The sequence below is a fragment of the Streptomyces nodosus genome (assembly GCF_008704995.1).
GTDB classification, from domain to species: Bacteria; Actinomycetota; Actinomycetes; order Streptomycetales; family Streptomycetaceae; genus Streptomyces; species Streptomyces nodosus.
In genome coordinates, this window is the sequence record NZ_CP023747.1 from 2,690,163 (window position 1) to 2,708,790 (window position 18,628).

Annotated in this window: 14 protein-coding genes; 1 reads left to right on the top strand and 13 read right to left on the bottom strand. The window is 69.7% G+C overall.

Annotation, left to right across the window (positions count from 1 at the left end; all coding sequences use genetic code 11):
* Positions 1 to 20: 20 nt before the first annotated feature.
* The 10 genes from CP978_RS12230 to CP978_RS12275 form a co-directional block, all read right to left on the bottom strand.
* The gene (locus tag CP978_RS12230; RefSeq protein WP_043440207.1) at positions 21 to 1,526 is read right to left on the bottom strand and encodes a CYTH and CHAD domain-containing protein; all 1,506 of its coding nucleotides are present in this window, start codon (positions 1,524 to 1,526) and stop codon (positions 21 to 23) included.
* A gap of 120 nt (positions 1,527 to 1,646) precedes the next feature.
* The gene (rodA, locus tag CP978_RS12235) at positions 1,647 to 2,846 is read right to left on the bottom strand and encodes a rod shape-determining protein RodA (RefSeq protein WP_043440209.1); all 1,200 of its coding nucleotides are present in this window, start codon (positions 2,844 to 2,846) and stop codon (positions 1,647 to 1,649) included.
* Positions 2,843 to 5,185 (bottom strand): penicillin-binding protein 2, encoded by a 2,343-nt coding sequence (gene mrdA, locus CP978_RS12240; protein ID WP_043440211.1) that lies wholly within the window; start codon positions 5,183 to 5,185, stop codon positions 2,843 to 2,845. Before mrdA ends, rodA begins: the two co-directional genes overlap by 4 nt.
* Before the next feature lie 73 nt (positions 5,186 to 5,258).
* The gene (gene mreD, locus CP978_RS12245; RefSeq protein ID WP_043440212.1) at positions 5,259 to 5,927 is read right to left on the bottom strand and encodes a rod shape-determining protein MreD; all 669 of its coding nucleotides are present in this window, start codon (positions 5,925 to 5,927) and stop codon (positions 5,259 to 5,261) included.
* Positions 5,928 to 5,948: 21 nt separating this feature from the next.
* Complete coding sequence (gene mreC, locus CP978_RS12250; protein WP_043440213.1) at positions 5,949 to 6,887, bottom strand: rod shape-determining protein MreC; 939 nt, start codon at positions 6,885 to 6,887, stop codon at positions 5,949 to 5,951.
* A gap of 209 nt (positions 6,888 to 7,096) precedes the next feature.
* The gene (locus CP978_RS12255) at positions 7,097 to 8,116 is read right to left on the bottom strand and encodes a rod shape-determining protein (RefSeq protein WP_043440214.1); all 1,020 of its coding nucleotides are present in this window, start codon (positions 8,114 to 8,116) and stop codon (positions 7,097 to 7,099) included.
* A 343-nt stretch (positions 8,117 to 8,459) separates the two neighbouring features.
* Entirely contained in the window at positions 8,460 to 8,873 is a 414-nt protein-coding gene (gene ndk / locus CP978_RS12260; protein ID WP_043440216.1) for a nucleoside-diphosphate kinase, read from the bottom strand.
* Positions 8,874 to 9,098: 225 nt separating this feature from the next.
* Positions 9,099 to 9,455 carry a DUF4233 domain-containing protein gene (locus CP978_RS12265; protein ID WP_043440217.1) on the bottom strand — a complete coding sequence of 119 codons (357 nt, stop codon included), beginning with the start codon at positions 9,453 to 9,455 and terminating at the stop codon, positions 9,099 to 9,101.
* Positions 9,456 to 9,461: 6 nt separating this feature from the next.
* Positions 9,462 to 10,970: a bifunctional tetrahydrofolate synthase/dihydrofolate synthase gene (gene folC / locus CP978_RS12270; RefSeq protein WP_174498625.1), complete on the bottom strand. Its 1,509-nt coding sequence runs from the start codon at positions 10,968 to 10,970 to the stop codon at positions 9,462 to 9,464.
* Between the two features lie 489 nt (positions 10,971 to 11,459).
* Positions 11,460 to 14,084: a valine--tRNA ligase gene (locus tag CP978_RS12275; RefSeq protein WP_043440218.1), complete on the bottom strand. Its 2,625-nt coding sequence runs from the start codon at positions 14,082 to 14,084 to the stop codon at positions 11,460 to 11,462.
* A 137-nt stretch (positions 14,085 to 14,221) separates the two neighbouring features.
* On the opposite strand from CP978_RS12275, the gene CP978_RS12280 reads away from it, so the two are divergent.
* Positions 14,222 to 15,175 (top strand): membrane protein, encoded by a 954-nt coding sequence (locus CP978_RS12280; protein ID WP_043440219.1) that lies wholly within the window; start codon positions 14,222 to 14,224, stop codon positions 15,173 to 15,175.
* Between the two features lie 98 nt (positions 15,176 to 15,273).
* Here CP978_RS12280 and clpX read toward each other — a convergent pair whose 3' ends face one another.
* From clpX to CP978_RS12295, 3 genes are all read right to left on the bottom strand, one after another.
* The gene (clpX, locus tag CP978_RS12285; protein ID WP_150478206.1) at positions 15,274 to 16,560 is read right to left on the bottom strand and encodes an ATP-dependent Clp protease ATP-binding subunit ClpX; all 1,287 of its coding nucleotides are present in this window, start codon (positions 16,558 to 16,560) and stop codon (positions 15,274 to 15,276) included.
* 192 nt (positions 16,561 to 16,752) lie between these two features.
* Positions 16,753 to 17,433, bottom strand: a complete 681-nt coding sequence (locus CP978_RS12290; RefSeq protein WP_150478207.1) for an ATP-dependent Clp protease proteolytic subunit — start codon at positions 17,431 to 17,433, stop codon at positions 16,753 to 16,755.
* Positions 17,434 to 17,591: 158 nt separating this feature from the next.
* Positions 17,592 to 18,203 (bottom strand): ATP-dependent Clp protease proteolytic subunit, encoded by a 612-nt coding sequence (locus tag CP978_RS12295; RefSeq protein WP_150478380.1) that lies wholly within the window; start codon positions 18,201 to 18,203, stop codon positions 17,592 to 17,594.
* Between the last annotated feature and the right edge of the window lie 425 nt (positions 18,204 to 18,628).

Genomic DNA, 18,628 nt, shown 5'->3' on the forward strand with positions numbered 1-18,628 from the left:
CGAGCCTTCCGGGCGTCCGCTCAGAGCCGCATCCGCCGCTCCGCCTTCCGCCACACCTCCGGCAGCGCCGCCTCCCCGGCCGCCGCGCGCCGCTCCTCGCGCCCGTACAGGACACCGTAGGTGAAGCTGCTCTCTCCCGCAGCGTGCGCCTGCTCCGACAGCTCCCGCAGCGCCTCCCGGGCCATCACGCTGTCCTGGTGGTCGCCGAGCAGGGTCTGGAGCGACTTCATCGACGTGACCAGGGCCGCGGCGCGCTTGCCCAGGACGGGCACGGCGGCCTCGGCGGCGTAGCGGGTGCGCTTGGTCTTCTTGCGGGCCTCGTGCAGGGCCACATCGCGGTCATGGCCCGGCGGCAGGTCCAGGGCCCGGCCGACCAGAGCGGCGACCTTGCGGAAGTCCTTGCGCACGGCCTTGGTGATCACCTTCGACGGCTTCCCGGCGGCGGCTCCGAGCAGGGGCGGGGCGGCGATCACGGCGTCCAGGCCGTCCAGCAGATCGAGGTGGCGCCTGCTGTCGAGGAGGGCGGCCAGCCGGCGCCGGGAGCCTCCGCCCCGGGCGTCCGACCAGGTGAGCAGGCGGTTGCGGACGGGACCGGAGAGCAGCTCCCGGGGGAGTTCGTCGAGGGCGGCGGTCAGATGGTCGGTGAGGACCTCCCGGTCGCGGTCGACGCCCAGCTCGGCGGCGAGCCGTTTCAGCTCGTCGGCGAGGGGGTCGGTGACACCGCGGTCCAGGACGGTGCCGAAGGTGCGGAAGGTGCTGCGCAGCCTCCGGGTGGCCACCCGCAGGGAGTGCACGGAGTCGGGGAGCTCCCGGCGGACCGCGGGGTCCAGTGCGACGATCGCGTCCCGCTGGGCGCGGACATAGGCGAGGACATGGTCGCCCGCGGTGACCGGTGACTGCTCTTCCTCGCCGTGTGTGGCGGGGCCCGTGCCGGTCTCCGTCAGTGCTCTGGCCAGCTTGGACGGGGCGGACGAGGGGCGCAGTCCGGTCTTGCGGAACTTCTTGTCGATCGTGTCCAGGAGGGCGGGGTCGCCGTCGTCCGCGAGCTCGACCTCGATCTCGGTCCATGCGGCGGTGCCCGTGCCGCCGCCGAGCCGTTCGGCGCGGACCCGGTCGAGGGCGACCTCGGCGAGCAGGGTGCCGTCGGCGTCGACGAGGTGGTGGACGGCGCGGGCGGTGCGCAGCCGGACGAGGGGCACGAGTGCGGCGTCCCGGGTCCGGGAGCGCACCAGTCCGTGCAGGTGTTCGGGGACGGTGTCGGAGAGCGGGGCGCGGATCTCGTCGCGTACGCCCTCCTCGACGGGCAGCTTGAGATGCCAGCCGGCGTCGTCTCCCCCGGTGCGGCGGCGCAGGGTCAGCGAGGCACGGGTCAGTCTGAGGTCGGCCGTGTCGTAGTAGGTGGCGTCGAGTGCGGTGACGCCCTTGTCGAGGGCGGCCGTGATTCCGCCGGTTCCGGTCAGGTCGGGCGGTTCGTCCTCTGCCGCGGCCTCGTACTTCCGCTCGATTTCGCGCTTGGTGTCCGCCATGCACCGAATCTAGTGGCTTCGGGGCGGGGAGGGCAGGGCCGAGGGGCGGGAGGAGCCGTGGGGGACGGGTACGGCCCCGGGCGGCGGGCGCGCGGGGCCGTACGGATCGGGCGGGGCCGGTCAGGCCGACAGTGGTCGTTGGACCCGGATCGACTGGAGCAGTCCCACCGCCACCCAGACCGCGAACATCGACGAACCGCCGTAGGAAACGAAGGGCAGGGGCAGGCCGGTGACCGGCATGATGCCCAGCGTCATGCCGATGTTCTCGAAGGACTGGAAGGCGAACCACGCCACGATTCCGGCGGCCACGATGGTGCCGTACAGCTCGGTCGTCTCACGGGCGATGCGGCAGGCGCGCCAGAGCAGGACACCGAGCAGCGCGATGATCAGGCCGGCGCCGACGAAGCCGAGTTCCTCGCCCGCGACCGTGAAGACGAAGTCGGTCTGCTGTTCGGGGACGAACTGGCCGGTGGTCTGGGAGCCGTGGAAGAGGCCCGAGCCGGTCAGGCCGCCGGAGCCGATGGCGATGCGGGCCTGGTTGGTGTTGTAGCCGACCCCGGACGGATCGAGGCTGGGGTTGGCGAAGGCCGCGAACCGGTCGATCTGGTACTCGTCCAGGATGTGCAGCTGCCAGACGACGACGCAGCCGAGGACGCCCGCCGTGAGCAGGCCGAAGATCCAGCGGTTGGAGGCGCCGGAGGCGAGCAGCGCGCCCAGGATGATGGTGAGCAGGACCAGGACCGTGCCGAGGTCGGGCATGAGCAGCACGACCATGATCGGTACGGCGGCCAGGCCCAGCGCCTGGAGGACCGTGCGGTGGTCGGGGTACGGCTTGTCGCCCGCGTCGACCCGGGCCGCGAGCAGCATCGCCATGCCCAGGATGATCGTGACCTTCACGAACTCGGAGGGCTGGAGGGAGAAGCCGCCGCCGAGGACGATCCAGTTGCGGTTGCCGTTGATGGTGGCGCCGAGCGGGGTGAGGACCAGCAGCACCCCGAGGACCGAGAGTCCGTAGAGGATCGGCACGGCGGTGCGCAGGGTGCGGTGGCCGAGCCAGATGGTGCCGATCATCAGGGCGATCCCGATGCCGGTGTTCATCAGATGGCGCATCAGGAAGTAGTACGGATCGCCCTGGTTGATCTCGGTGCGGTTGCGGGTCGCCGAGTAGACGAGGACCATCCCGATCAGGGACAGGGCGGCGGCGGACAGGATTATCGGCCAGTCGAGGCGCCGGGCCAGTCCGTCGCGGGCGAAGACCCGGGTCCAGCCGGCGCGTGCGGGGCCGTATCCGGAGACGGAGAAGTTGGTCGCTCCGGTCATGTCAGGATCCTCCGCCTCTTCTTCGGACGGGCGGTGCGCCTGCGGTTGGCGCGGTCGGTCCCGGCCGGCGAGGGCACGGTGGCCGCCGGATTGTCGGTGGAGGCCCCCTGATCCTGTTGGTCCTGGGCCTGCGGGTTCTGCGTCTGCTGGTCCTGAGCCTGTTGGTCCTGGGCCTGCGGGTCCTGTGTCTGTCCGCCCTGGGCCTGCTGGTCCTGGGCCCGGTTGGCGTCCGGGTCGAACTTCTCGATCTTCGGGGACACGATCGTGCCGTCGGGACGGATCTGGGGGAGGTCCTTCTGCGGGGTGTACAGCAGGGCCTTCTTCTTGTCGATCGAGCCGTCCGACTGGACGCCGTACAGGGCGTTGTAGATGTTGCGCACGGCCTCACCGGAGGCACCGGATCCGGTACCGGCCTGGGAGATCGTCATCACGACCGCGTAGTCCTTGGAGTAGGTGGTCAGCCAGGACGTGGTCTGCTTGCCGTAGACCTCGGCGGTACCGGTCTTGGCGTGCAGCGGGATCTTGTCCTGGGGCCAGCCGCCGAACTTCCAGGCGGCGGTGCCGCGGGTGACGACGCCCGCGAGGGCCTCCTCCATGACGTCCCGGGTCTTCTTGTCGATCGGCAGCTTGCCCCGGGCGTGCGGCTTGATCTCGGTGATCTCCTTGCCGTCGGGGCTGATGATCGCCTTGCCGATGGTCGGGCTCCACAGGGTGCCGCCGTTGGAGATGCCCGCGTAGATGGTCGCCATCTGGATCGGGGTCACCAGCGTGTCGCCCTGGCCGATGGAGTAGTTGATCGCGTCGCCCTCGCGCATCCTGTTGCCCTCGAGGCAGTTCTCATAGGCGATCTTCTCGACGTAGTCGCCGTCCTTCTTGCCGGTCTTGCACCAGGAGTCCTTGTTGGCCTCCCAGTACTTCTGCTTCCACTGGCGGTCGGGGACCCGGCCGGTGACCTCGTTCGGCAGGTCGATGCCGGTGGTCTGGCCGAGCCCGAACTGGTGGGCGGCCTTGAAGAAGTAGTCCTTGGGCTGCCCCTTCTTGGGGTGGATGCCGCCGTCCCTCTTCCACTCGTTGTCGGCGAGGCCGTAGAAGACGGTGTCGCAGGAGACCTCCAGGGCGCGGCCGAGCGAGATCGGCCCGAAGTTCTCGCCCTCGAAGTTCTTGAAGACCTGATTGCCGACCGTGTACGAACTGGTGCACGGGTAGTTGCCGTCGAAGGCGTAGCCCGCCTCGACGGCGGCGGCGGTGGAGACCACCTTGAAGGTGGAGCCGGGTGCCGACTGGCCCTGGATGGCCCGGTTGAGCAGCGGGTAGTCGGAGTTCTTGCCGGTGAGCTTCTTGTAGTCCTTGGCGGTGATGCCGCCGATCCAGATGTTCGGGTCGTAGGTGGGGCTGGAGGCCATGGCGACGACGCGGCCGGTCTTGGCCTCCATCACCACGACGGCGCCGGAGTCCGCCTTGTAGTTCTCGCCGGTGATGTTGTCGAACTGGGCGCGGGCGGCCTTCATCGCCTCGTTCAGCTCGTACTCGGCGACCCGCTGGACCCGGGCGTCGATGCTGGTGACCAGGTTGGAGCCGGGCTGGGCGGGGTCGCTCTTGGCCTTGCCGATGACCCGGCCGAGGTTGTCGACCTCGTAGCGGGTGACGCCGGCCTTGCCGCGCAGCACCTGGTCGTACTGGCGCTCGAGTCCGGAGCGGCCGACCTGGTCGGAGCGCATATAAGGGGAGTCGGTGTCCTTGGCCTGCTGGATCTCGTCGTCGGTGACGGGCGAGAGATAGCCGAGGACCTGGGAGGTGTTGGCGTCGCCGGGGCTCGGGTAGCGGCGCAGCGCCTCGGGCTCGGCGGTGATGCCGGGGAAGTCCTCGGAGCGCTCACGCAGCTGCAGGGCCTGCCGGGGGGTGGCCTCGTCGGTGATGGGGATCGGCTGGTACGGGGAGCCGTTCCAGCAGGGCTGCGGCGTCTTGGCGTCGCACAGGCGGACCTTGTCCATGACGTCCTGGGGCTTCATGTCCAGGATGCCGGCCAGCTTGGTGAGGACCGCCTTGCCGCCGTCCTTCATCTTCATCAGATCGGTGCGGGAGGCGGAGACCACGAGGCGGGTCTCGTTGTCGGCGATGGGGACGCCGCGCGCGTCCAGGATCTCGCCGCGCACGGCGGGCTGGACGACCTGCTGGACATGGTTGCCGGAGGCTTCCTTGGCGTACTCGGCGCCGTTGCGGATCTGGAGGTACCAGAGGCGGCCGCCGAGGGTGCCGAGCAGGGAGACGACAAGGATCTGGATGACGACGAGCCGGATCTGGACGCGTGGGGTCCGGCCGGTCTCCGGGATGTTGGTCATGGGCGAGGCCCACTCCGTTGCGGCTGGTGGTGGCAGAGGGACTCAGGGGGGCAGGCGGCCGGATTGCGGGCTCTCACAGTCGCTTGACCCCCTTGATGCGTCCGGCGCGCGCGCCCCGTGCCTTGGCCGCCTTGACGAGCAGCCCGGCGCGCTGGTTGCCGATGCGCAGTCCGGTGCCGGCGGAGAGCCAGCCGGAGGAGACGTCGGCCGCCGTGCCGGAGCCGGCGTCGGCCAGCGGGTCGTTGTCGGCGCGGCGGGCCAGCGCCATGATCCCGGGGACCACGAAGGGCGCGAGCAGCAGGTCGTAGAGGGCGGCCGTGAACAGCAGGCCGCCCAGGCCGACATGGCGGGCGGCGGTGTCGCCGACCAGGGCGCCCACGCCCGCGTACAGCAGGGTGGAGCCGACGGCGGTGGCGACCACCACGGCCATCGGGCCCATCGCGGACTTCAGTCTGCCGTTCTCGGGCTTGGCGAGTCCGGCGGCGTAGCCGATGACGCAGAGCACGAAGGCGTAGCGGCCCGCGGCGTGGTCGGCGGGCGGGGCCAGGTCGGAGAGCAGGCCCGCGCCGAAGCCGACGAGGCAGCCGCCGACATGGCCGTAGACCAGGGCGAGGCCGACGACGGTGAGCAGCACCAGGTCGGGGACGGCGCCGGGCAGGCGGAGGCGGGCGAGCACGCTCACCTGGATCACCAGGGCGACGACCACCAAGGTGGTGGAGAGCAGCATCCGGTTGAAGCGCATCTGGTTCAGCTCCTGGGGCGTCTACTGCTGGTAGTAGTCGTCGGCGGCCGGGGCCGAGGGCGTCACGGTGACGGTCACGGTCGGCGTGGGCGTGGGCTGGGGCTTGGGGGGCAGCACGGTGTCGCGGGGGTCCTTCTTGGGCGCCTGGACGACGACGCCGACGACATCGAGCTTGCTGAAGGCCACGAACGGCCTCACATAGATCGTGCGGGTCAGGTCGCCCCCGGAGGGGTCGACCCGGGAGACCACACCGACCGGGACGCCGGGCACGAACGGCTTGTCGGCCTCCGAGCCGAAGGTGACCAGGCGGTCGCCCTTCTTCACGTCCGCCTTGGCGTTGAGGAGCTGGACGCGCAGCGGGCGGTCGCCCTGTCCGGAGGCGAAGCCGAGTTCGTCGCTGCTCTCCATGCGCGTGCCGACGGTGAAGTCGGGGTCGCTGGCCAGCAGCACGGTCGCGGAGTGGGGGCCCACGGTGGTGACGCGGCCGACCAGTCCGTCACCGTTGAGGACGGTCATGTCGCGCTTGATGCCGTCGCTGGCGCCCAGGTCGATGGTGACGGTCCAGGAGAAGCCCTGGGCGGCTCCTATCGCGATGACCTCGGCGCCCTTGATGCCGTACTGGCCCTCGCCCGCCACGCGGATCATCTTGTCGAGCTGCTTGAGACGGCTGCTGTTGCGGTCGTCGCTGCCCAGCTTCGCCTTCAAGGCCGCGTTGTCGCGCTCCAGTTGGGCGATGCGGTCGTGTCTGCTGCCGGATTCGCGTACGGCCACGACCGCGTTGCCCACGGGGTTGACGGCGGACGACACCCCGTTCTCGATCGGGCCGAAGACCGTGGCGGCGGCCTGGCGGGCACCTTCGACCGGTGAATCCTGGCCGCCGCGGATGTCCACCGTGATCAGAGCGAACGCGATGGCGGTCAGCAGCGCCAGGAGCAGCCGGCTCTCTCGTGTGTCCCTCACGTGCGGCGGCCGTGCCTTCCTCGTCGGAATGTGTAGGGCGGGCGCCCCGGGTGCGCGGTGCCGGTGGGAACGGACCCGAGGGGCGATACCTGGCCGGCACGGCCCCTTGGGCGGAGCCCGGGGACGATATGGGGAGTGTCGATGTCTCTATGTCAATGCTCCGCCGCACGAGGGGGAATGGCCTCGTACGGCGGAGTCGACGCGTCGCGTCACCGTCGGGGCTGGGCGTCCAGTACCTGCTGGAGCGCCTCGAACTCCTCGACGCACTTGCCGGAGCCGAGCGCCACGCTGTCCAGCGGGTCCTCGGCGATATGGATCGGCATGCCGGTCTCCCGGCGCAGCCGCTCGTCGAGGCCGCGCAGCAGGGCGCCGCCCCCGGTGAGGACGATCCCCCGGTCCATGACGTCGCCGGACAGCTCCGGCGGACACTTGTCGAGGGTCGTCTTGACCGCGTCCACGATCGCGTTGACCGGTTCCTCGATGGCCTTGCGGACCTCGGTCGCCGAGATGACGACGGTCTTGGGCAGTCCGGAGACCAGGTCCCGGCCGCGGATTTCGGTGTGCTCGTCAGTGTCGAGTTCGTACGCCGAACCGATGGTGATCTTGATCTGTTCGGCCGAGCGCTCACCGAGGAGGAGCGAGTACTCCTTCTTGATGTGCTGGATGATCGCGTTGTCCAGCTCGTCACCCGCGACGCGGATGGACTGGGCGGTGACGATGCCGCCGAGCGAGATGACCGCGACCTCCGTGGTGCCGCCGCCGATGTCCACCACCATGTTGCCGGTGGCCTCGTGGACCGGCAGGCCGGAGCCGATGGCGGCGGCCATGGGCTCCTCGATGATGTGCACCTGGCGGGCGCCGGCCTGGGAGGACGCCTCGATGACGGCACGGCGCTCCACGCCCGTGATGCCCGAGGGCACACAGACGACGACCCGCGGACGCGCCAGATAGCGCCGCTTGTGGATCTTCAGAATGAAGTAGCGGAGCATCCGCTCGGTGATCTCGAAGTCGGCGATCACCCCGTCCTTCAGCGGACGCACGGCCACGATGTTGCCCGGCGTCCGGCCGATCATCTTCTTCGCTTCCGCGCCGACCGCGAGAATTCCACCGGTGTTCGTGTTGATCGCGACGACGGACGGCTCGTTGAGTACGATCCCGCGACCCCTGACGTACACCAGCGTGTTGGCGGTCCCGAGGTCGACAGCCATGTCACGGCCGATGAACGACATTGAGTTCCCCATCAGGATTCGTCTGGCCTTCCCAAGTCGAGCGTTATATGGCTTTCGTTGGGGCGGCGAAGTGGGTGCTGTGACGTGAAGGCTTCCATCGTAGTCTCGCCTGCACGAACACGGTGCGAGGGTCTTCGCCATTGTCATCAGATGACGCGTCGCCTCGCTTGTGGAGACGGGCGTTCGGGGGTAGCCGTTCCCCCGAACGACACGCTTATGCCAGGGGGCGTCCGGGTTTTTCACGGCCGGTTTTCCGGGCCGCCCCCGTTCAGGCGTCCGAGTGACATGACGAGCCCTCAGACATTCTTCACACGACGTGCTCAGAGGTTCTTCACCCGTGCGCTCAGAAGCGCCCGGGGAAGAAGAGCTTCAGCTCGCGCTCGGCGGACTCCTCGGAGTCGGAGGCGTGGATCAGGTTCTCACGGACGATGACACCGAAGTCGCCGCGGATGGAGCCGGGGGCGGCGGCGATCGGGTCGGTCGGACCGGCCAGCGCCCGCACCCCGTCGATGACCCGCTCGCCCTCGACCACGAGCGCCACGACCGGGCCGGAGGCCATGAACTCCACCAGGGGCTCGTAGAAAGGACGCCCGATGTGCTCCGCGTAATGCTGTTCGAGGATCGCACGGTCCAAAGTGCGCAGCTCCAGCGCGGTGATCCGCCAGTCGGCCTTGCGCTCGATACGACTGATGATCTCGCCCACCAGTGAACGACGGACGGCGTCCGGCTTCAGGAGGACGAGAGTGCGCTGGGTCATGATGGATGGCTCCCTTGCAGGCCACGAACTATGCAATGGGCAGAGGTTACCGGGTGTCGAGGAGAACGCGGCACCCGGACCGCTCCCGCATCGCTCCCCGCCCGGGGAGCACAATCTGCAATACGCCGAGCAGAAGGGCAAGCCGGGATCGTCCCGCGGCGGCGGTGAAGGTCCGGGTGCCGAATTCCAGTGAAACATCCGCCACCGGCAAGGCCCCCGGCACCGTCACACGGCGTCGGCCGGAGGGGAGCCCTGCTGGGCCGCGAAGCGGGCCTTGGCCTCGTCGATCTTGCGTCCGTAGTGGACCGACGCCCACCACAGCGCCGCGAAGGCCACGCCCAGGAAGAACATCGAGGGGACCACGAACCCGGAGGCGATCAGGACGATCTGGAACGCCCAGCCCAGCGCGACACCGCCGGGGCGGGTGATCAGCCCGCACAGCAGGACGCTGAGCGCCATGGCGATGCCGCTGACCGTCCAGACGGTGCCCATGGTCAGGCTCGGGTCCTTCATCGCGACCAGTCCGGCGAAGCCGATCACGAAGAACTCGCCGATCAGGGTCGAAGCACAGAGCATGCGCACCAGGACTCAGCCCCTTCCCAGGAGCAGCCGGGCCTCGCCGACGGTGATGACGGAGCCGGTGACGAGCACTCCGCCGCCCGCGTACTCCCCCTCCTCCTCGGCGAGGGTGATCGCGGCCTCCAGGGCGTCGGGCAGCCGGGGCTCGACCTGGACCCGTTCCTCGCCGAAGACCTCGACGGCGATCGCGGCCAGCTCGTCGGCGTCCATCGCGCGGTGGCTGGAGTTCTGGGTGATCACGACCTCGGCGAAGATCGGTTCGAACGCCTCCAGAAGGCCCCGCACATTCTTGTCGCCGCTGGCGCCGACGACCCCGATCAGCCGGCTGAAGTCGAAGGCCTCGCTGACGGCCTCCGCGGTGGCACGGGCGCCCGCCGGGTTGTGGGCGGCGTCCAGGACGACCGTCGGGGAACGCCGTACGACCTCCAGCCGGCCCGGGGAGGACACCGCCGCGAAGGCCTTGCGGACCGTGTCGATGTCCAGCGGGCCGGGGCGCTGCCCGCCGACGCCGAAGAACGCCTCGACCGCGGCGAGCGCCACGGCGGCGTTGTGGGCCTGGTAGGCGCCGTGCAGCGGCAGATACACCTCGTCGTACTCGCCGCCGAGGCCGCGCAGGGTCAGCAGCTGTCCGCCGACCGCGACCTGTCGGGAGACCACGCCGAACTCCAGGCCCTCACGGGCGACGGTGGCGTCCACCTCCACGGCCTTCTTCAGCAGTACCTGGGCCGCGTCCACCGGCTGCTGGGCCATGATCACGGTGGCGTCCGGCTTGATGATGCCGGCCTTCTCCTGGGCGATCTCGCCGGGCGTGGAGCCGAGCCGGTCGGTGTGGTCCAGGTCGATGGGGGTGACGACGGCCACGGAGGCGTCGATGACATTGGTGGCGTCCCAGCTGCCGCCCATGCCGACCTCGACGACCGCGACATCGACGGGCGCGTCCGCGAAGGCCGCGTACGCCATGCCGGTGAGCACCTCGAAGAAGGAGAGCCGGAACTCCTGCCGGGCGTCGACCATCTCGATGTAGGGCTTGATGTCGGCGTAGGTCTCGATGAACCGCTCGGCGGAGATCGGGGCACCGTCGAGGCTGATCCGCTCGGTGATCGACTGGACGTGGGGGCTGGTGTAGCGGCCGGTGCGCAGCTCGAAGGCGCCCAGCAGGGCCTCGATCATGCGTGCGATGGAGGTCTTGCCGTTGGTCCCGGTGATGTGGAGGGAGGGGTAGGAGCGCTGCGGCTCCCCCAGCAGGTCCATCAGCGCCGAGATCCGGCTGACGGACGGCTCCAGCTTGGTCTCGCCCCAACGGCCGGCCAACTCGGTCTCGACCGCGCGCAGCGCCTGGTCGACCTCGGGATCGGCGGGCCGCGCGGGCACCTCGGCCTCCGGCGCGCCGCCCTGCGTCCGCAGGGTGCGGCTGCCGGCCTCGATCACCGCGAGATCGGGGTCGCGCTCCGTCTGGGCCGCGACGATGTCGTCGAAGGGGTCGCTCTCATGGGGGTCACGCGGGGGCAGCTCACTCACAGGGCCAGTCTACGGAGCCACGCCCACCGGTGTGCCTGTGGGCACCACCGTCACACCCCCGTGACCTCCCGGATCCCCACAGCCCCCACCGGGCCCCCGGGTCACCCGCTGGTACGGCACCGGCGCGGCGGTCGACGGGACGGTGACCGGCGGACCGGACGTGCGGGGCGTATGGGGCGTCCGAGGCGTCGGAGTGGGGTCCACCCGCTCCCGCACCCGCTCCGCCCCGTCACAGAGCCGCCGGCGGGCGCCACCGCCCGATGGACTGGGGCTCCCACAGCCTGTGCACCACCGTCGCTGCCGACATCGCCGGGACAGACAGGCGGCACCGGCCACCCGGAGCCGGGTCTGCCACGCAGGAACCAAGTCGGCCACCCGAAGTCCGACCGACCGCCCAGGGCCGGGCCAGCCACAAAACCCAGGGCTGGGGGACGTGGTGGATGGCTGAGGCCCCCGGAACCGGTGGGGGTTTCGGGGGCCTCGGGTGGGTCAGGGCTGGGGGAGGCGGTCCAGTTGGGTCTGGATGCGGGTGATGTCCTCGGCCGCCTTGGTGAGGCGGGTGCGGATCTTCTCCACCACCTGGTCCGGGGCCTTCGCCAGGAAGGCCTCGTTGCCCAGCTTGGCCTCGGCCTGCTGGCGCTCCTTCTGCGCGGCCGCCAGGTCCTTGGCCAGACGCTTGCGCTCGGCCGCGACGTCGATCGCCCCGGACAGGTCCAGCGCGACCTCGACCCCCGCGACCGGGAGGGTCGCTGTGGCGGTGAAGCCCTCGCCCTCCGGCTGGAGGCGCAGCAGCTGGCGGACGGCGGCCTCGTGCGGGGCGAGCGCCGTGCCGTCCAGCGTCAGCCGGGCCGGGACGCGCTGGCCGGGCTGGAGGCCCTGGTCGGCGCGGAAGCGGCGGACCTCGGTGATCACCGACTGGAGGGTCTCGATCTCCTGCTCGGCGGCCGCGTCACGGAAGCCGCTGTCGGCGGGCCAGTCGGCGATCACGACGGACTCACCGCCGGTGAGGGTGGTCCACAGCGTCTCCGTGACGAACGGGACGACCGGGTGGAGCAGCCGCAGCGTCACGTCCAGGACCTCGCCGAGGACCCGCTTGCTGACCTCGGCCGGCTCGCCGCCCGCCTGGAAGGTCGTCTTGGACAGCTCGACGTACCAGTCGAAGACCTCGTCCCACGCGAAGTGGAAGAGGGCGTCGGACAGCTTGGCGAACTGGAAGTCGTCGTACAGCGCGTCGACTTCGGCGACGACCGAGTTGAGGCGGGAGAGGATCCAGCGGTCCGTCGCCGACATCTTCGACGGTTCCGGCAGCGGGCCGTCCACCGTCGCGCCGTTCATCAGCGCGAAACGGGTGGCGTTCCAGATCTTGTTGGCGAAGTTGCGGGAGCCCTGGACCCAGTCCTCGCCGATCGGCACGTCGACGCCGGGGTTGGCGCCGCGGGCCAGGGTGAAGCGCAGGGCGTCGGAGCCGTACTTGTCCATCCAGTCCAGCGGGTTGACCGCGTTGCCGAAGGACTTCGACATCTTCTTGCCGAACTGGTCGCGGACCATGCCGTGCAGGGCGACGGTGCGGAACGGCGGGGTGCCGTCCATCGCGTACAGGCCGAACATCATCATCCGGGCGACCCAGAAGAAGAGGATGTCGTAGCCGGTGACCAGGACGGAGTTGGGATAGAACTTCGCGAGGCTCTCGGTCTGTTCGGGCCAGCCCAGCGTGGAGAACGGCCACAGGCCGGAGGAGAACCAGGTGTCGAGGACATCGGTGTCCTGGTGCCAGCCCTCGCCGCTCGGGGGCTGCTCGTCGGGTCCGACGCAGACGACCTCGCCGTTCGGCCCGTACCAGACCGGGATGCGGTGACCCCACCACAGCTGCCGCGAGATGCACCAGTCGTGGAGGTTGTCGACCCAGTCGAAGTACCGCTTCTCCATCTCCTGCGGATGGATCGTGACCTTGCCCTCGCGGACCGCGTCACCGGCGGCCTTGGCGAGCGGGCCCACCTTGACCCACCACTGCATGGACAGCCGGGGCTCGATGGTGGTCTTGCAGCGCGAGCAGTGGCCCACGGAGTGGACGTAGGGCCGCTTCTCGGAGGCGATCCGGCCCTCGGCGCGCAGCGCGGCGACGATCGCCGAACGGGCCTCCAGCCGGTCCAGTCCCTGGAAGGGGCCGTGGACGGTGATCACCGCATGCTCGTCCATGACCGCGATGGCCGGCAGGTCGTGCCGCTGGCCGATCTCGAAGTCGTTGGGGTCATGGGCCGGCGTCACCTTGACGGCGCCGGTGCCGAACTCCGGGTCGACATGCGCGTCGGCGACCACGGGGATGCGGCGCCCGGTCAGCGGGAGCTCGATCTCGGTGCCGACCATATGGCGGTAGCGCTCGTCGTCCGGGTGGACGGCCACGGCGGTGTCACCGAGCATCGTCTCGGCGCGGGTCGTGGCGACCACGATGGAGGCGTCGCCCTCGCCGTAGCGGATGGAGACCAGTTCGCCGTCGTCGTCCTGGTACTCGACCTCGATGTCGGAGATCGCGGTCAGACAGCGCGGGCACCAGTTGATGATGCGCTCGGCGCGGTAGATGAGCTCGTCGTCGTAGAGCCGCTTGAAGATGGTCTGGACGGCCTGGGAGAGCCCCTCGTCCATGGTGAAGCGCTCCCGGGACCAGGCGACGCCGTCGCCCAGCCGGCGCATCTGGCCGGAGATCTGCCCGCCGGACTCGCCCTTCCAGCGCCACACGCGCTCGACGAAGGCCTCACGGCCCAGGTCGTGCCGCGACTTCTCCTCCTTCGCCAGCTCCCGCTCGACGACGTTCTGGGTGGCGATGCCGGCGTGGTCCATGCCCGGCTGCCACAGCGTCTCGTAGCCCTGCATCCGCTTGCGGCGGGTGAGGGCGTCGATGAGGGTGTGCTCGAAGGCGTGCCCGAGGTGCAGGCTGCCGGTGACGTTGGGCGGGGGGATGACGACGGTGAAGGGCGGCTTCTCGCTCTTCGCGTCGGCCTCGAAGTAACCCCGCTCCACCCAGCGCTCGTACAGCGGCCCCTCTACGTCGGCCGGCGCGTACTGGGTCGGCAGTTCGATGGGGGGCGCTGATGGCTGCTGCTGAGCGTTTTCGGTCACGGGGTCAGTTTAGAGGTGTCACCGCGCCGTCCCGAAACGCGTTTCTTTGGTAACGGTGCGCCCCCTGGCGGCCCCGTGCGCCGCCGCCTGCGTCAGGATGTCAGGAACATATAAAGCACCGGGAGGGATCCCAGAACATGAGCTACAACCAGCCGGGCCCGTACGGCGGGCAGCCCCAGCAGCCCGGACCGTACGGCCAGCCGGGCCCCTACGGCCAGCAGCCGCAGGCCCCCCAGCCCGGCTACGGCTACCCCCCACAGGCTCCGCAGGGCCCCGGCTACGGCTATCCCCCGCAGGCCCCCCAGGGCGTTCCGCCGCAGGCCAACCCGTACGCCCAGCAGCCGCCGTACGGCCAGCCCCCTTACGGCCCCCCGGCCTACGGTGCCCCGCAGCCGCCGGAGCAGGGCGGCGGCAGGAAGAAGACCGGGATCATCATCGGTGCCGTGGCGGTGGTGGCGGTCGTCGCGGTGGGCGTGGCCTGGGCGTTGAACGGCGGCTCCGGCTCCGGCTCCGTGCAGAACGACGGGCCGCACAAGCTGACCACCCCGGACACGGTGCTCACCGAGTACAAGAAGTCCACCGACGACGAGGGCGGCGGCCTCACCAAGAGCGACCTCGAGGACGCCGAGAAGGACGGCGTGAAGAACGCCAAGGACGTGCACGCCACGTACCAGGCCGGGGACGGGTCCAACCCGCTGGCCGTGCGGGCGATCAACTTCCAGGGTGTCTACGGCGAGATCGCCGATCCGGAGAAGGTCGTGGACGGGATGTTCGCCGGGGCCACCAAGAGCGCCGCGAAGGACGGCAACGGCGAGGTCATCGGCAGCCCGGAGAAGTTCACCCCGAGCGGTCTCGACGGTGCGGTGCTCAAGTGCCAGGAGATGAAGATCAAGGATGACTCGGAGAGCAGCGGTGCCTCCGCCGGTCCGAGTGAGATCCATATGCCGGTGTGCATCTGGGGCGACCACAGCACGATCGGCATCGTCATCCATGTGGACCTGGCCGACGCCGCGTCCGGCAAGAGCCCCGATCTGAAGAACGCGGCCGAACTGACCGCCAAGCTCCGCAAGGAGGTCCGCGTCAAGGCCTGACGCGGTACCGCTCCCATGAGAAAGCCCCGGTCGGCCGACCGGGGCTTCCTTCGTTCTTCGTTCCGGTGCCTGCGGCTGCGACGAGCCGGGCGGCGGGGTCAGGCCGTCTTCTGCTCCCCCGGGCCCCGGCCGCGGGCGTCGCGGGGGATCAGGGTCGGATTCACATTCGACAGGACCACGTCCGCCGTGATGACGACCCGGGCCACGTCCTTGCGGGACGGGACCTCGTACATCACCGCCTGGAGGACCTCCTCCATGATGGCGCGCAGACCCCGGGCGCCGGTCTGCCGCAGGATCGCCTGGTCGGCGATCGCCTCCAGCGCCTCCCGCTCGAAGTCCAGCTCCACACCGTCGAGTTCGAAGAGGCGCTGGTACTGCTTCACCAGCGCGTTGCGCGGCTCGACGAGGATCTGGAGCAGGGCCTTGCGGTCGAGGTTGTGGACCGAGGTGATGACCGGCAGCCGGCCGATGAACTCCGGGATCATCCCGAACTTCACCAGGTCCTCGGGCATGACGTCCTCGAACTGGTCCTTCGACTCCAGCTCCCGCTTGGAGCGGATGGTCGCCCCGAAGCCGATGCCCTTGGCACCCGCCCGAGACTCGATGATCTTCTCCAGGCCCGCGAAGGCACCGCCCACGATGAACAGCACGTTCGTCGTGTCGATCTGGATGAACTCCTGGTGCGGGTGCTTGCGTCCGCCCTGCGGGGGCACCGAGGCCGTGGTGCCCTCCAGGATCTTCAGCAGGGCCTGCTGGACGCCCTCGCCCGAGACGTCCCGGGTGATCGACGGGTTCTCGCTCTTGCGGGCCACCTTGTCGATCTCGTCGATGTAGATGATCCCGGTCTCGGCCTTCTTGACGTCGTAGTCCGCGGCCTGGATCAGCTTCAGGAGGATGTTCTCCACGTCCTCGCCCACATAGCCCGCCTCCGTCAGCGCCGTGGCGTCGGCGATGGCGAAGGGGACGTTCAGCATGCGGGCCAGGGTCTGGGCGAGCAGTGTCTTGCCGGAGCCCGTGGGGCCCAGCAGCAGAATGTTGGACTTCGCCAACTCGATGGCGTCGTCGCGGCCTTGGGCCCCGCCGTTCTCACCGGCCTGGACCCGCTTGTAGTGGTTGTACACCGCGACCGACAGGGCCTTCTTGGCGGCCTCCTGGCCCACCACATAGCCCTCGAGGAACTCGTAGATCTCGCGGGGCTTGGGGAGTTCCTCCCAGCGCACCTCGCTCGTCTCCGCGAGCTCCTCCTCGATGATCTCGTTGCAGAGATCGATGCACTCGTCGCAGATGTACACACCGGGGCCTGCGATGAGCTTCTTGACCTGCTTCTGGCTCTTGCCGCAGAACGAGCACTTGAGCAGATCGCCGCCGTCACCGATGCGTGCCACGGTGTGCTTCCCCTTCGCCTGGGAGACGCCTTACGTCCAGCGGCTCCTGGTGCTGCCTTATGTCCGACGGTACCTTGCCGGGCCCCTCGTCCGGGCCCCCCTTGGCACGGTTCACTTTGACGTGCACCCAGTCACACCGTGCCAAGGAGCGGCAGACGATACAGGTCCGACGACGAATCCGCTGGATCCGTGTCAGCGAACCGACGCGTTGTTCATCTTCCGGGTCGAGATGATCTGGTCGATCAGGCCGTACGACAGTGCGTCCTCGGCCGTCAGGATCTTGTCACGCTCGATGTCCTCGCGGATCTTCTCGATCGGCGTGGTCGAGTGCTTGGCCAGCATCTCCTCCAGCTGCGAACGCATCCGGAGGATCTCGTTGGCGGCGATCTCCAGGTCGGACACCTGGCCGCGACCCGTCTCGCTGTAGGGCTGGTGGATCAGCACACGGGCGTTGGGGAGCGCCATGCGCTTGCCCGGGGTGCCCGCGGCCAGCAGGACGGCGGCGGCCGAGGCGGCCTGGCCCATGCAGACCGTCTGGATGTCCGGCTTCACGAACTGCATGGTGTCGTAGATGGCCGTGAGCGCGGTGAAGGAGCCGCCGGGGCTGTTGATGTAGACGGAGATGTCACGGTCGGGGTCCATCGACTCCAGGCACAGCAGCTGCGCCATGACGTCGTTGGCGGAGGCGTCGTCGATCTGGACGCCCAGGAAGATCACCCGCTCCTCGAAGAGCTTGGCATACGGATCGTACTCGCGGATGCCCTGGGAGGTGCGCTCCACGAAGCGCGGGATCACATAGCGGGACTCGGCCACGGGGGCGGTGTACTCGGCGCGCGCACGGTCGTAGAGGCCGCTGCCGGGAAAGTCGTTCACGGTGTCTCCTGAAAGGGGCTGAGGCGGTGGCTTGGGGGCGGAAGGGGCAGAGGGGCCTGGGCGGACCGGACGAGCCCGTGGGGGCTCCGTCGGCCGGTACGGGCCGGTGGGGAGCCTCCTGGGCGTCCGCCTCCGCCGTACGGGGGCCCGATGAGCCCTTACGAGCCCGCTCCGGTGCCGCCGCCGCCCGGCATGCCGGCAGCGGTGGTGATGACCTCGTCGATCAGGCCGTACACCTTCGCCTCGTCGGCGTCGAACCAGCGGTCGCGGTCCGAGTCACGGGTGATCTGCTCGACGGACTGGCCGGTGTGGAAGGAGGTGAGCTCGGCCATGCGCTTCTTGGTGTGCAGCAGCCGCTCGGCGTGGATCTTGATGTCGGACGCGGAACCGGCGAGACCGGCCGAGGGCTGGTGGATGAGGATCTCGGCGTTGGGCAGGGCGAAGCGCTTGCCCGGGGTGCCCGCGCTGAGCAGGAACTGCCCCATCGACGCCGCCATGCCCATGGCAATGGTCACGACATCGTTCTTGATGTACTGCATGGTGTCGTAGATCGCCATGCCGGCCGTGATGGAGCCGCCGGGGCTGTTGATGTACAGGTAAATGTCCTTGTCCGGGTCGGCGGCAAGGAGCAGCAGCTGTGCGGTGATCCGGTTGGCGATGTCGTCGTCGACCGGCTGGCCGAGGAAGATGATCCGCTCGTTGAGCAGCCGGCTGTAGACCTGGTCACCGAGGCCGCCACCGATGGAAGGCTCGCCGGCGGCGGAGGGCATCAGATTCGTCACGTATCCACCTGCTCGTCTTGACGACGGCGCGGGGCCGTCTCACGTGTTCTGCCGGGGCGTGGAACCCCGTGCGCCCCTCGTCGAGGCGGCTTCGGGGACTCCCCTGCCCTCGTATTCATGGACCCTAACGCGCAGGCAGTCGGGTGCCATCCCGCTTCTGCGGGTGTTCGCTGTCAGCGCATGGGCCCCGGCCCTGTGGGGCCCTCAGGGCCTCTCGTTCGGATCATGGCGGGCTCCCCGGCCCCGTCACACGGCCCGGTGCGGGGGTGCCCCGCGTCCATTGTCGCCGCGGTCGGGGCGGCGGTCGCGTCGGTGCGGGCTGTTGGTGGCGGGGTCCATGATTCCCGGCGCCCGCGGAGCCTGCTCGGCGGGGCGGCCGGGGCGTACCGGCCGGGCGGCCCCGTACGGCGACG